Source organism: Pseudomonas sp. 05N36, from assembly GCF_056397385.1.
On sequence record NZ_JBFTNH010000005.1, the window covers coordinates 129,874 to 141,953 of the forward strand.

15 protein-coding genes are annotated in these 12,080 nt (G+C 60.9%); 13 read left to right on the plus strand and 2 right to left on the minus strand.

Features of this window, described 5'->3' with window-relative positions; all coding sequences use genetic code 11:
• The first annotated feature begins 48 nt into the window (after positions 1 to 48).
• The 6 genes from AC1DIH_RS08950 to AC1DIH_RS08975 all read left to right on the plus strand — a co-directional run bounded on the left by AC1DIH_RS08950 (position 49) and on the right by AC1DIH_RS08975 (position 5,037).
• The gene (locus tag AC1DIH_RS08950; protein WP_477771421.1) at positions 49 to 948 is read left to right on the plus strand and encodes an energy transducer TonB; all 900 of its coding nucleotides are present in this window, start codon (positions 49 to 51) and stop codon (positions 946 to 948) included.
• 179 nt (positions 949 to 1,127) lie between these two features.
• The gene (locus tag AC1DIH_RS08955) at positions 1,128 to 1,697 is read left to right on the plus strand and encodes a YqgE/AlgH family protein (RefSeq protein WP_477771422.1); all 570 of its coding nucleotides are present in this window, start codon (positions 1,128 to 1,130) and stop codon (positions 1,695 to 1,697) included.
• Positions 1,697 to 2,134 carry a Holliday junction resolvase RuvX gene (gene ruvX, locus AC1DIH_RS08960; RefSeq protein WP_007897947.1) on the plus strand — a complete coding sequence of 146 codons (438 nt, stop codon included), beginning with the start codon at positions 1,697 to 1,699 and terminating at the stop codon, positions 2,132 to 2,134. The genes AC1DIH_RS08955 and ruvX overlap by 1 nt, the downstream gene beginning before the upstream one ends.
• Before the next feature lie 97 nt (positions 2,135 to 2,231).
• On the plus strand, positions 2,232 to 2,738 hold the full coding sequence (gene pyrR / locus AC1DIH_RS08965) for a bifunctional pyr operon transcriptional regulator/uracil phosphoribosyltransferase PyrR (protein ID WP_477771423.1): 507 nt from the start codon (positions 2,232 to 2,234) through the stop codon (positions 2,736 to 2,738).
• 26 nt (positions 2,739 to 2,764) lie between these two features.
• Positions 2,765 to 3,769 (plus strand): aspartate carbamoyltransferase catalytic subunit, encoded by a 1,005-nt coding sequence (locus AC1DIH_RS08970; protein WP_019694074.1) that lies wholly within the window; start codon positions 2,765 to 2,767, stop codon positions 3,767 to 3,769.
• A complete protein-coding gene (locus tag AC1DIH_RS08975) occupies positions 3,766 to 5,037 on the plus strand; it encodes a dihydroorotase (RefSeq protein WP_477771424.1) in 1,272 nt (423 codons plus the stop codon). Before AC1DIH_RS08970 ends, AC1DIH_RS08975 begins: the two co-directional genes overlap by 4 nt.
• Positions 5,038 to 5,119: 82 nt before the next feature.
• Here the strand turns inward: AC1DIH_RS08975 and AC1DIH_RS08980 are convergent, their stop codons facing one another.
• A complete protein-coding gene (locus tag AC1DIH_RS08980) occupies positions 5,120 to 5,551 on the minus strand; it encodes an NINE protein (RefSeq protein WP_477771425.1) in 432 nt (143 codons plus the stop codon).
• 251 nt (positions 5,552 to 5,802) lie between these two features.
• Between AC1DIH_RS08980 and AC1DIH_RS08985 the strand changes: the two genes are divergently transcribed.
• Positions 5,803 to 6,426 carry a C40 family peptidase gene (locus tag AC1DIH_RS08985; RefSeq protein WP_477771426.1) on the plus strand — a complete coding sequence of 208 codons (624 nt, stop codon included), beginning with the start codon at positions 5,803 to 5,805 and terminating at the stop codon, positions 6,424 to 6,426.
• A 129-nt stretch (positions 6,427 to 6,555) separates the two neighbouring features.
• Here AC1DIH_RS08985 and AC1DIH_RS08990 read toward each other — a convergent pair whose 3' ends face one another.
• The gene (locus AC1DIH_RS08990) at positions 6,556 to 7,590 is read right to left on the minus strand and encodes a type IV pilus twitching motility protein PilT (protein ID WP_477771427.1); all 1,035 of its coding nucleotides are present in this window, start codon (positions 7,588 to 7,590) and stop codon (positions 6,556 to 6,558) included.
• Positions 7,591 to 7,646: 56 nt separating this feature from the next.
• On the opposite strand from AC1DIH_RS08990, the gene AC1DIH_RS08995 reads away from it, so the two are divergent.
• The 6 genes from AC1DIH_RS08995 to metW all read left to right on the plus strand — a co-directional run bounded on the left by AC1DIH_RS08995 (position 7,647) and on the right by metW (position 12,067).
• On the plus strand, positions 7,647 to 8,345 hold the full coding sequence (locus tag AC1DIH_RS08995) for a YggS family pyridoxal phosphate-dependent enzyme (RefSeq protein WP_477771428.1): 699 nt from the start codon (positions 7,647 to 7,649) through the stop codon (positions 8,343 to 8,345).
• Between the two features lie 33 nt (positions 8,346 to 8,378).
• Positions 8,379 to 9,197, plus strand: coding sequence for a pyrroline-5-carboxylate reductase (gene proC, locus AC1DIH_RS09000; RefSeq protein ID WP_477771429.1), 819 nt, complete (start codon positions 8,379 to 8,381; stop codon positions 9,195 to 9,197).
• A gap of 24 nt (positions 9,198 to 9,221) precedes the next feature.
• Positions 9,222 to 9,809, plus strand: coding sequence for a YggT family protein (locus AC1DIH_RS09005; RefSeq protein WP_054594462.1), 588 nt, complete (start codon positions 9,222 to 9,224; stop codon positions 9,807 to 9,809).
• On the plus strand, positions 9,809 to 10,105 hold the full coding sequence (locus AC1DIH_RS09010; RefSeq protein WP_477771430.1) for a DUF167 domain-containing protein: 297 nt from the start codon (positions 9,809 to 9,811) through the stop codon (positions 10,103 to 10,105). Before AC1DIH_RS09005 ends, AC1DIH_RS09010 begins: the two co-directional genes overlap by 1 nt.
• A 194-nt stretch (positions 10,106 to 10,299) precedes the next feature.
• Positions 10,300 to 11,439 (plus strand): homoserine O-succinyltransferase MetX, encoded by a 1,140-nt coding sequence (gene metX, locus AC1DIH_RS09015; RefSeq protein WP_477771431.1) that lies wholly within the window; start codon positions 10,300 to 10,302, stop codon positions 11,437 to 11,439.
• A gap of 7 nt (positions 11,440 to 11,446) precedes the next feature.
• On the plus strand, positions 11,447 to 12,067 hold the full coding sequence (metW, locus tag AC1DIH_RS09020; RefSeq protein ID WP_145014311.1) for a methionine biosynthesis protein MetW: 621 nt from the start codon (positions 11,447 to 11,449) through the stop codon (positions 12,065 to 12,067).
• Positions 12,068 to 12,080: the final 13 nt, after the last annotated feature.

A 12,080-nucleotide genomic window follows, 5' to 3' on the forward strand; every position in this document is an offset into this window, starting at 1 on the left:
GCGTTATCATGCGCGGCTTGTGAAAAACGCGATGTTGGTTTTCTTGTTATGACACTTCCGTCCGATCTGCCTCCCGAACTCGCCCACCGTGGCGTGCGCCCGGCCGATCGCCTCGGTTTTACCCTGTTTCTCGCGGCGCTGATTCACCTGGCCTTGCTGTTGGGCGTCGGGTTCACCTTTGTCGAACCCAAGCAGATCAGCAGAACCCTGGAAATCACCCTCGCCACCTTCAAAAGCGAAAAGAAGCCGGCAAAAGCCGATTTCCTCGCCCAGGAAAACCAGCAAGGCAGCGGCACCCTGGATAAGAAGGCGATTCCCAAGACCACCGAGATCGCACCATTCCAGGACAACAAGGTGCAAAAGGTCTCGCCCCCGCCGTCGGTCAAGCCCCAGGTAGAGGAAGCCGCGCCGAAAGCCGCCGTGACCACCATCGCACCCGCGCCAAAGAAAGCCGCGACCAAGAAACAAGAGGTCAAGGCCGAGCCGACGCCCAAGGCCGTGACACCGACATTCGACAGCTCGCAGCTGTCCAGCGACATCGCCAGCCTGGAAGCGGAGCTGGCCAACGAACAACAGCTGTATGCCAAGCGCCCGCGCATCCACCGCCTGAGCGCCGCCTCGACCATGCGCGACAAGGGCGCCTGGTACAAGGACGAATGGCGCAAGAAGGTCGAGCGTATCGGCAACCTGAACTACCCCGAAGAAGCCCGGCGCAAGCAGATCTACGGCAACTTGCGACTGATGGTCTCGATCAACCACGACGGTTCGCTGTATGAAGTGCTGGTGCTGGAATCCTCCGGCCAACCACTGCTGGATCAAGCCGCGCAACGTATCGTGCGCCTGGCCGCACCGTTTGCGCCGTTTACCGGCGACCTGTCGGATATCGACCGGCTGGAAATCATTCGCACATGGAAATTTGCGCGCGGGGACAAGCTCTCCAGTAACTGACCACCATAAATCCCTTGTGGGAGCGAGCCTGCTCGCGATGACGGCGGTAGATTCAAAGTTGAAGTGTCAGACAGACCGCTATCGCGAGCAGGCTCGCTCCCACATTTGATCGCTGTCGACTGCCAAATTGCGGCATCCCCAGCTTGTCAGTTTGCCCCTCCAACGCCACACTAGCGCCTATGAAGAACGTCAGCCCGAGCTACCTCAAGCATCAATTCCTGATCGCCATGCCTCACATGGCCGACCCGAACTTTGCGCACACCTTGACCTACATCGTCGAGCACACGGCCAATGGTGCCATGGGGTTGATCATCAACCGCCCACAAGACCTCAGCCTGGCGGACATTCTCGAGCAATTGCGCCCAGACGTAGAGCCGTCACCGCTGTGCCAGCACGTGCCGATTTTCACTGGCGGCCCGGTACAGACCGATCGCGGTTTTGTCCTGCACCCGATCGGCTCGACGTATCAGGCAACGGTCGAACTGGATGGGCTGGCGCTGTCCACCTCCCAGGACGTGCTGTTTGCCATCGCCGATGGCGTTGGCCCGAGCAAAAGCCTGATCGCCCTCGGCTACGCCGGTTGGGAACCCGGGCAGCTGGAGACCGAACTGGCCGACAATGCCTGGCTGACCTGCCCGTTCGATGCCGACATTCTGTTCAACACCAGCAGCGAATTGCGCCTGGAAGCAGCCGCCAAGCGCCTGGGCATCAACCTCAGCCTGCTGACCAGCCAGGCGGGACACGCCTGATGGCCCTGCGTCTGATTCTGGGTTTTGACTACGGCACCAAACAGATCGGCGTTGCAGTCGGCCAGGTGATTACCGGCCAGGCCCGCGAGCTCTGCACCTTGAAGGCGCAAAACGGCATTCCTGACTGGAATCAGGTCGAAGCCCTGATCAAGGAATGGAAACCCGACGCTGTGGTGGTCGGCCTCCCGCTGAACATGGACGGCACGCCCAGTGACATGTGCTTGCGCGCCGAGAAGTTCGCCCGCCGCCTGAATGGCCGCTACAACCTGCCCTTCTATACCCACGATGAACGCCTGACCACCTTCGAAGCCAAAGGCGAGCGCCTGGTCCGTGGCGGGCAGAAAGGCAGTTACCGCGACAACCCGGTCGACGCCATCGCCGCCGCCCTGCTGCTGCAAGGCTGGCTCGACGAAAACACTGCACTGTTCGAATCCTGAAAACGCCGAATCCTGAAGAGGCGCCGCAGTGCCTCTCTTCGCTACAACCCGAGCCACACTGTGCACGCAGCGCGCTCGGGCCCATGAAGGAGCAACCATGAGCCTGCCCAATCCCGCCGAACTGATCAGCCAAATGGCGGTCCGTCTCAAGGCCCATCTTGAACACCGCGGCATCAGCGAGCCGCGCTACATCGGCATTCGCACCGGTGGCGTGTGGGTCGCCCAGGCCTTGCTCGAAGAGCTGGGCAGCGACGCGCCACTGGGCACGCTGGACGTTTCCTTCTACCGTGACGACTTCAGCCAGGGCGGCCTGCATCCACAGGTGCGCCCTTCGGCGCTGCCGTTCGAGATCGAAGGCCAGCACCTGGTGTTGATCGACGACGTACTGATGAGCGGTCGCACGATCCGCGCCGCCATGAACGAACTCTTCGATTACGGCCGTCCGGCCAGCATCACCCTGGTGTGCTTGCTCGACCTGGATGCCGGCGAGCTGCCGATCCGCCCGAACGTGGTGGGTGCCACCCTGTCGCTGGCGGCCCACGAACGGGTCAAGCTGACCGGACCCGACCCGCTGCAACTCGAACTGCAAGACCTCGCCCTTTAATTCGCCCTTTTAAAGAGTCCATTGCGATGACGCCTTTAGACACCAAGCGCCCGCTGCAGCTCAATGATCAGGGCCAGCTGCGCCACTTCCTCTCGCTCGACGGTCTGCGCCGCGAGCTGCTGACGGAAATCCTCGACACCGCCGACTCGTTCCTTGAAGTCGGCGCCCGGGCAGTCAAGAAAGTCCCGCTGCTGCGCGGCAAGACCGTGTGCAACGTGTTCTTCGAAAACTCCACCCGCACCCGTACCACCTTCGAACTGGCAGCCCAGCGGCTGTCGGCAGACGTGATCACCCTGAACGTGTCGACGTCGTCGGCGAGCAAGGGCGAAACCCTGCTCGACACCCTGCGCAACCTTGAAGCCATGGCCGCCGATATGTTCGTGGTGCGCCACGGTGACTCTGGTGCCGCGCACTTCATCGCCGAACATGTTTGCCCACAGGTGGCGATCATCAACGGTGGTGACGGCCGTCACGCCCACCCGACCCAGGGCATGCTCGACATGCTGACCATCCGTCGGCACAAGGGCAGCTTTGAAAACCTGTCGGTGGCCATCGTCGGCGACATCCTGCACTCGCGGGTTGCACGCTCGAACATGCTCGCGCTGAAAACCCTCGGCTGCCCGGACATCCGCGTGATCGCGCCGAAAACCCTGCTGCCGATCGGCATCGAGCAGTACGGCGTGAAGGTCTACACCGACATGACCGAAGGCCTGAAGGACGTCGACGTGGTGATCATGCTGCGTCTGCAGCGTGAGCGCATGACCGGCGGCCTGCTGCCGAGCGAGGGCGAGTTCTATCGCCTGTTCGGCCTGACCACTGCGCGCCTGGCCGGTGCCAAACCGGATGCCATCGTCATGCACCCGGGCCCGATCAACCGGGGTGTCGAGATCGAATCGGCGGTGGCCGACGGTCCGCACTCGGTGATTCTCAATCAGGTGACCTACGGGATCGCCATTCGTATGGCCGTGCTGTCCATGGCCATGAGCGGGCAGACTGCCCAGCGCCAATTCGAGCAGGAGAAGGCCCAGTGAAGCTCAGCATTCTCGGCGCCCGCGTCATCGACCCAAGCAGCGGCCTGGATCAAGTCACCGATATTCACATCGAAGCCTGCAAGATCGTCGCCATTGGCGCCGCTCCAGCCGGTTTCGTCGCTGTCGAGACCCTTGAGGCAAAAGGCCTGGTAGTCGCTCCCGGCCTCGTCGACCTGAACGTCGCCCTGCGCGAACCGGGTTACAGCCGCAAAGGCACGATTGCCAGTGAAACCCGTGCTGCTGCGGCTGGCGGCGTCACCAGCCTGTGCTGCCCGCCACGGACCAAACCGGTGCTGGACACCTCCGCCGTGGCCGAACTGATCCTCGACCGCGCCCGCGAGGCCGGCAATGCCAAGGTGTTCCCGATTGGCGCCCTGAGTAAAGGTCTGGACGGCGAACAGCTGGCAGAACTGATTGCCCTGCGCGATGCCGGCTGCATTGCCTTCGGCAACGGCCTCGATAATTTCCGCAATACCCGGACCCTGTGCCGGGCGCTGGAATACGCGGCGACGTTCGACCTGACGGTGATCTTCCATTCGCAGGATCATGACCTGGCCGAAGGTGGCCTGGCTCACGAAGGCCCAACCGCGAGTTTCCTCGGCTTGCCGGGGATTCCCGAAACCGCTGAAACCGTGGCCCTGGCCCGCGATCTGCTGCTGGTCGAACAAACCGGCGTGCGGGCGCACTTCAGCCAGCTCACCAGCGCCCGTGGCGTGGCATTGATCGCCCAGGCTCAGGCCCGTGGCATGAAAGTGACGGCCGATGTGGCGTTGTATCAGCTGATCCTCACCGACGAGGCGCTGATCGACTTCAACAGCCTGTACCACGTCCAGCCGCCGCTACGCACCCGCGCTGACCGCGATGGCCTGCGCGCAGCCGTGAAGTCGGGGGTGGTTCAAGCCATCTCCAGCCATCACCAGCCGCACGAACGCGATGCCAAGCTGGCACCGTTCGGCGCGACCGAACCGGGCATCAGCAGCGTTGAGTTGCTACTGCCACTGGCCCTGACACTGGTAGAAGACGGCTTGCTCGACCTGCCGACGCTGCTGGCACGCCTGAGTGCCGGTCCGGCCGATGCGCTGCGTCTGCCGGTAGGCAAGCTGGCGGTGGGCGCTCCGGCGGATCTGGTGGTGTTCGATCCAGCCGCCTCCACCGTGGCCGGTGAGCACTGGCTGTCGAAGGGCGAAAACTGCCCGTTCCTCGGCCATAGCCTGCCGGGCGTGGTGCGCTACACCCTGGTGGACGGACGGATCACCCACCAGGCGTAAAACCGCGTTCCCCCCATCGCGAGCAGGCTCGCTCCCACAGGATTGACGCGATCCCTGTGGGAGCGAGCCTGCTCGCGATGACTTACTGGAAAGCGCCTCTGTTCTGAGCATTGCGAACCGAGATCTGGTCATTCAATGTCCAGAAGTCATACAGCACGCCCACAAAGAACAACCCGCCGGTCACCAGGTACAGCAGGCCCGTCAGCCACTTGCCTTGGTACATGCGGTGCAGACCGAACACGCCCAGGAAGGTCAGCAGGATCCAGGCAACGTTGTACTCGATAGGGCCGGCGGTAAAACGCAGGTCCGCTTCACGGTCCATGGCCGGGATCAGGAACAGGTCGATCAACCAGCCAATACCCAGCAACCCGAAGGTGAAAAACCAGATCGTGCCGGTGACCGGCTTGCCGTAATAGAAGCGGTGAGAGCCGGTAAAACCGAAAATCCACAGCAGGTAACCGATCACCTTGCTGTGGGTGTCCTGGTGTGAAACATCCTGACGATAGGTGTTCATGGGTTCCCTCATTTGCCTCGATAGATAAATATTCTTGAATTCTTTGTGACTTTTTTACAGGCGACCGACGTGTGGCAAATGCTACCTTGTCTCCCGTCAAAGCCTTGTAACACCTGACTTCTGTCCGACAATTGAGTTCGTTTGCCGCTTCTTTGCTGCAGTTGACCCCCGGGTTGAATCGACCAACGGCCTCGGAAAGGACAAAAAAGCTGTTATAAAGTTGCGCGCTTACCTACATAGAGCCTTGCCTAATGCGTCCATTTTTCAAGACATGGCTAACCATTTGCCTATTAATGCCACTGGCCGCCCACGCCACCAATCGTGAGCAACGTCTTCCGAACGTTAATGGTTACACCCCAAAATCTCATGTTTCTGCTGTCACCAGCAAAAACAAACACGCGGTAAAAGGTCTGACTCACCTGAGCAAGGCCGACAGCAAACCGGTCCCGCCAATGGGAGCCAAACAAAGCAGCAATGTGCTGAGCCGTGCGGTAAACGTACTCGGCACTCCTTATCGTTGGGGCGGCAGTAGCCCAAGTAAAGGCTTCGATTGCAGCGGGCTGGTGAAATATGCCTTCAATGGCGTGGGTGCGGCTGATCTGCCACGCACTTCCAACGCCATGGCCGCCGGTCACGGACAGAAAGTCGATCGCAAGGACTTGAAGCCCGGCGACCTGATTTTCTTCAATATCAAGAGCCGCAAGGTCAACCACGTCGCCATTTACCTGGGCAACGACCGCTTCATCCACGCACCGCGTCGTGGCAAGTCGGTGACCATCGACACCCTGAAGAAACCGTACTGGGAAAGCCATTACGTGGTTGCCAAGCGGGTTGAAACGAAAGAATCGAAAGCCCTGCGCCTAGCTCAGCGCTGATCCGAAGCAAGCTCATTGTGGCGAGGGAGCTTGCTCCCGCTGGGTCGCGAAGCGGCCCCAAAAACCTGCGAGCGCTGCGCACTCGAACGGGAGCAAGCTCCCTCGCCACAGGCCCGCATTCCAGCCCCCTCAGAAATTATCCGGTGACCGCGCCCTCTCCCGCGCATGCTCGCGAGTGATCAGGCCTTTGCTCACCAGTTCCTTCAAGCTCATATCCAGCGTCTGCATCCCCAACGAACCCCCGGTCTGAATCGACGAGTACATCTGCGCAATCTTGTCTTCGCGGATCAGGTTACGAATTGCCGAGGTGCCCAGCATGATTTCGTGGGCCGCCACCCGGCCACCGCCGATTTTCTTGATGAGGCTCTGGGATATCACTGCCTGCAGTGACTCGGAGAGCATCGAACGCACCATCGACTTCTCGTCACCCGGAAACACGTCTACCACCCGATCAATGGTTTTCGCCGCCGAGTTGGTGTGCAGGGTGCCAAAGACCAGATGCCCGGTCTCGGCCGCCGTCAGCGCCAGGCGGATGGTTTCCAGGTCACGCATTTCCCCTACCAGAATCACGTCCGGGTCCTCGCGCAATGCCGAACGCAACGCCGTAGCGAAACTGCGCGTATCGCGGTGCACTTCACGCTGATTGATCAGGCATTTGCGTGACTCATGGAGGAATTCGATGGGGTCTTCGATGGTGAGGATATGGTGATGCCGGTGGTTGTTCAGATAATCGATCATCGCTGCCTGAGTGGTCGATTTACCGGAACCTGTCGGCCCGGTGACCAGCACCAGCCCACGCGAGACCTCGGCAATACGGCGAAACACATTCCCCATGCCCAGATCTTCCATGCTCAGGATTTTCGAGGGGATGGTCCGGAACACCGCGCCCGGACCGCGATACTGATTGAACGCATTGACCCGAAAACGTGCCACACCCGGCGCTTCGAAGGAAAAGTCGGTCTCCAGCGCCTGCTCGAACTCCACCCGCTGCTTGTCGTTCATGATCGCGTAGATCAGTTCGCGCACCTGCTTGTCATCCAGCGCCGGCAGGTTGATCCGCCGCACATCGCCATCCACCCGGATCATCGGCGGCAGCCCCGCCGACAGGTGCAAGTCGGAAGCCCCTTGTTTGGCGCTGAACGCCAGCAGTTCAGTGATATCCATAGCACTCCCCAATTCCAGTAGAATGCCGCGAACCTCAGACTGCCGGCGTCCCTTGAATGTCCACGATAGCAGACAACATAGCGCAGGTAGCTGCGCGTATCCGCGCAGCGGAGCAAGCCGCGCAACGTGCCGAGCACAGCGTCCGCCTGCTGGCCGTGAGCAAGACCAAGCCCAGCGATGCCGTGCGTGAAGCCTATGCCGCCGGTGTGCACGACTTTGGCGAGAACTATCTGCAGGAAGCCTTGGGCAAACAGCTCGAGTTGGCCGACCTGCCCTTGATCTGGCACTTCATCGGCCCCATTCAATCGAACAAGACGCGTGCTATCGCCGAGAACTTCGCCTGGGTGCATTCCGTGGATCGCTTGAAAATCGCACAACGCCTGTCCGAACAGCGTCCAGCCGAGCTCCCACCCTTGAACATCTGCATTCAGGTCAATGTCAGCGGTGAAGCCAGCAAATCCGGTTGCACCCCAGCTGATCTGCCGGCACTGGCCAGCGCCATCAGCGCGCTGCCGCGGTTGAAACTGCGCGGTTTGATGGCAATTCCCGAGCCGACCGAAGATCGCGCCGCTCAAGACGCAGCCTTCGCGGCTGTGCGTGACTTGAACAAAAGCCTGCAAGCCAACCTGAATCTGCCACTCGACACACTTTCCATGGGCATGAGCCACGACCTGGAGTCGGCCATCGCCATGGGCGCCACCTGGGTTCGTATCGGTACGGCCCTGTTTGGCGCCCGCGACTACGGTCAGCCATAACGTGGCTGACTTACCTCTCTATAAGGACCTGACATGAGCAAGACACGAATTGCCTTTATCGGTGCCGGAAACATGGCCGCCAGCCTGATCGGCGGCCTGCGCGCCAAAGGTCTGGACGCTGCACAGATCCGCGCCAGCGACCCGGGCGCTGAAACCCGCGCACGGGTAACCGCCGAACACGGCATCGAAACGTTCGCCGACAACGCCGACGCCATTCAAGGCGCAGACGTGGTCGTACTGGCGGTCAAACCCCAGGCCATGAAAGCCGTGTGTGAAGCACTGCGCCCAAGCCTGGCGCCGAATCAGCTGGTGGTGTCGATTGCCGCCGGGATCACCTGCGCCAGCATGAACAACTGGCTCGGCGCTCAGCCAATCGTGCGTTGCATGCCCAACACCCCGGCGCTGCTGCGTCAGGGCGTCAGCGGTTTGTTCGCCACGACCCAAGTGAATGCCGAACAGCGTCAGCAGGCCCAGGAGCTGCTGTCTGCCGTCGGCATCGCCCTGTGGCTGAACGAAGAGCAGCAACTGGACGCGGTCACCGCCGTTTCAGGCAGTGGCCCTGCGTACTTCTTCCTGCTGATCGAAGCCATGACCGCTGCGGGCGAGAAACTGGGCCTGCCACGGGACATCGCCGCCCAGCTGACCCTGCAAACCGCGCTGGGCGCTGCGCACATGGCCGTCGCCAGTGACGTCGACGCCGCTGAGCTACGCCGTCGCGTGACCTCGCCAGCCGGCACCACCGAAGCCGCGATCAAGACCTTCCAGGCCGGTGGCTTCGAAGCACTGGTCGAAAAAGCACTCGGCGCCGCAGCCCACCGTTCAGCCGAGATGGCCGAGCAACTGGGTCGCTAATCAGCTCTTACAAAGGAATCCATAATGCTCGGACTCAACGACGCTGCCATTTTCATCATTAAAACCCTGGGCAGCCTGTACCTGCTGATCGTGCTGCTGCGTTTTATCCTGCAACTGGTTCGGGCGAACTTTTACAACCCGCTCTGCCAGTTCATCGTGAAAGCCACTCAGCCGCTGCTCAAGCCTCTGCGCCGGGTAATCCCAAGCATGTTCGGGCTGGACATGTCGTCTCTTGTACTGGCGCTGATCGTGCAGATGCTGCTGATAGCCGTCATCCTGGCGCTCAAAGGCTTCCTGGTCGACTCGCTGCTGTTGGTGCCTTGGGCACTGATCGCCATCTTCTCGCTGTTTTTGAATATTCTGTTCTACGCGATGATCATCAGCGTGATCCTGTCCTGGGTCGCCCCGGGGAGCCACAATCCGGGCGCAGAGCTGGTCGCTCAGATTACTGAACCGGTACTCGCCCCATTCCGCCGTATCGTGCCGAACCTGGGTGGCCTCGATATCTCGCCGATCTTTGCGTTTATCGTGATCCAGTTGCTGCAAAGCTGGCTGATCCCACGCCTTGCGTACTTCGCCCTCATGCCGCAGGGACTGCTCGGGCTCATCTGATGAGCTACTTTCGCTGGGACGGGGATGATCTGATCCTCGACTGTCACCTGCAACCGGCGGCCCGCAGCGATGATTTCTGCGGGCTGCATGGCGATCGACTGAAGATCCGCCTGACCGCCCCGCCGGTCGAAGGCAAGGCCAATGCCTATCTGATAGCGTTTCTGGCCAAGGCGTTTGGCGTGTCCAAGAGCCAGGTAAGCCTGATCAGCGGTGAGCTGAACCGGCAGAAGCGGGTTCGGATCAGCTCGCCGAAGAAGCTTCCAGAGTTGCCGGATTTAGTGCGTCCATCAGGTTGACCGCGTCACCGTTCATCGCGAGCAGTCGAGCGTCGACCGGCTGCTCCCACATTGGAATGCGTTCCCTTGTGGGAGCGAGCCTGCTCGCGATTGCCCCACCTCGGTCCAGCCGAATGAAATCAGGCCCGGCCTTTGCTTGCCGCTGGGGGCCCTGCTCATTAGACTTACGCCTCATTTCAACGAGAGCAGGGTCGATGCCAACTGCCTTTCCCGCCGATTCTGTTGGCCTGGTGACGCCGCAAGTGGCGCACTTCAGCGAGCCCCTGGCCCTTGCCTGCGGCCGCTCATTGCCAGCCTATGACCTGATCTATGAAACCTACGGCACGCTGAACGCCACGGCGAGCAACGCCGTGCTGATTTGCCATGCCTTGTCCGGTCACCATCACGCTGCCGGTTATCACAGTACCGAAGACCGTAAACCCGGTTGGTGGGACAGCTGCATCGGCCCGGGCAAACCGATCGACACCAACAAGTTCTTCGTGGTCAGCCTGAACAACCTCGGCGGCTGCAACGGCTCTACCGGCCCGAGCAGCACCAACCCGGACACCGGCAAGCCGTTCGGTGCCGACTTCCCGGTGCTGACCGTGGAAGACTGGGTGCACAGCCAGGCGCGTCTGGCGGACCGGATCGGCATCAAGCAGTGGGCCGCGGTGATCGGCGGCAGCCTGGGCGGGATGCAGGCGATGCAGTGGAGCATTACCTACCCTGATCGCATCCGTCACTGCCTGGCCATTGCCTCGGCGCCGAAACTCTCGGCACAGAACATCGCCTTCAACGAAGTGGCGCGCCAGGCGATCCTCACCGATCCGGATTTCCATGGCGGTTCATTCCAGGAAGCGGGCGTGATCCCCAAGCGCGGGCTGATGCTGGCGCGGATGGTCGGGCACATCACCTACCTGTCGGACGATTCCATGGGCGAGAAATTCGGCCGTGGCCTGAAAAGCGAAAAACTCAACTACGACTTCCACAGCGTCGAGTTCCAGGTCGAAAGCTACCTGCGTTATCAGGGCGAAGAATTCTCCGGGCGTTTTGATGCCAACACCTACCTGCTGATGACCAAGGCGCTGGACTACTTCGATCCGGCAGCGAACTTCGACGATAACCTGGCGAAAACCTTCGCCGGTGCCAAGGCCAAGTTCTGCGTGATGTCCTTCACCACCGACTGGCGCTTCTCCCCGGCCCGCTCGCGGGAACTGGTGGATGCACTGATGGCGGCCAAGAAAGACGTTTGCTACCTGGAGATCGATGCTCCGCAAGGCCACGACGCCTTCCTGATTCCGATCCCGCGCTACTTGCAGGCGTTTCGCAATTACATGAACCGAATTTCGCTTTGAGGAAGACATGAGAGCCGATCTGGAAATCATCCAGGAATGGATCCCCGCCGGCAGCCGCGTGCTCGACCTCGGTTGCGGTGATGGCGAGCTGCTGACCTGGCTGCGCGACAACAAGCAAGTGACCGGCTACGGCCTGGAAAACGATGCGAACAACATCGCCGAATGCGTGGCCAAGGGCATCAACGTCATCGAACAGGACCTGGACAAGGGCCTGGGCAACTTTGCCAGCAACAGTTTCGACATTGTGGTGATGACCCAGGCCCTGCAAGCCGTGCATTACCCGGACAAGATCCTCGACGAAATGCTGCGGGTCGGTCGTCAGTGCATCATCACCTTCCCCAACTTCGGTCACTGGCGCTGCCGCTGGTACCTGGCGAGCAAGGGCCGGATGCCGGTTTCGGAGTTTTTGCCATACACCTGGTACAACACGCCGAACATCCACTTCTGCACCTTTGAAGACTTTGAAGCGCTATGCCGCGAACGTGAAGCCAAGGTCATCGATCGGCTTGCTGTCGATCAACAACACCGACACGGGTGGGCCAGTAAGCTATGGCCTAATCTATTAGGTGAGATTGGCATCTACCGCGTCAGCAGTCCTGGCCTGCAGGATCACCAGGTAGCGGTTTAACGAGGTTTTTCGA

Bases quoted from the DNA above. Each gene is read 5' to 3' on its own strand.
- AC1DIH_RS08950 (WP_477771421.1), top strand. From the start codon at position 49: ATGACACTTCCGTCCGATCTGCCTCCCGAACTCGCCCACCGTGGCGTG.
- AC1DIH_RS08955 (WP_477771422.1), top strand. From the start codon at position 1,128: ATGAAGAACGTCAGCCCGAGCTACCTCAAGCATCAATTCCTGATCGCC.
- ruvX (WP_007897947.1), top strand. From the start codon at position 1,697: ATGGCCCTGCGTCTGATTCTGGGTTTTGACTACGGCACCAAACAGATC.
- pyrR (WP_477771423.1), top strand. From the start codon at position 2,232: ATGAGCCTGCCCAATCCCGCCGAACTGATCAGCCAAATGGCGGTCCGT.
- AC1DIH_RS08970 (WP_019694074.1), top strand. From the start codon at position 2,765: ATGACGCCTTTAGACACCAAGCGCCCGCTGCAGCTCAATGATCAGGGC.
- AC1DIH_RS08980 (WP_477771425.1), bottom strand. From the start codon at position 5,551: ATGAACACCTATCGTCAGGATGTTTCACACCAGGACACCCACAGCAAG.
- AC1DIH_RS08985 (WP_477771426.1), top strand. From the start codon at position 5,803: ATGCGTCCATTTTTCAAGACATGGCTAACCATTTGCCTATTAATGCCA.
- AC1DIH_RS08990 (WP_477771427.1), bottom strand. From the start codon at position 7,590: ATGGATATCACTGAACTGCTGGCGTTCAGCGCCAAACAAGGGGCTTCC.
- AC1DIH_RS08995 (WP_477771428.1), top strand. From the start codon at position 7,647: ATGTCCACGATAGCAGACAACATAGCGCAGGTAGCTGCGCGTATCCGC.
- proC (WP_477771429.1), top strand. From the start codon at position 8,379: ATGAGCAAGACACGAATTGCCTTTATCGGTGCCGGAAACATGGCCGCC.
- AC1DIH_RS09005 (WP_054594462.1), top strand. From the start codon at position 9,222: ATGCTCGGACTCAACGACGCTGCCATTTTCATCATTAAAACCCTGGGC.
- AC1DIH_RS09010 (WP_477771430.1), top strand. From the start codon at position 9,809: ATGAGCTACTTTCGCTGGGACGGGGATGATCTGATCCTCGACTGTCAC.
- metX (WP_477771431.1), top strand. From the start codon at position 10,300: ATGCCAACTGCCTTTCCCGCCGATTCTGTTGGCCTGGTGACGCCGCAA.
- metW (WP_145014311.1), top strand. From the start codon at position 11,447: ATGAGAGCCGATCTGGAAATCATCCAGGAATGGATCCCCGCCGGCAGC.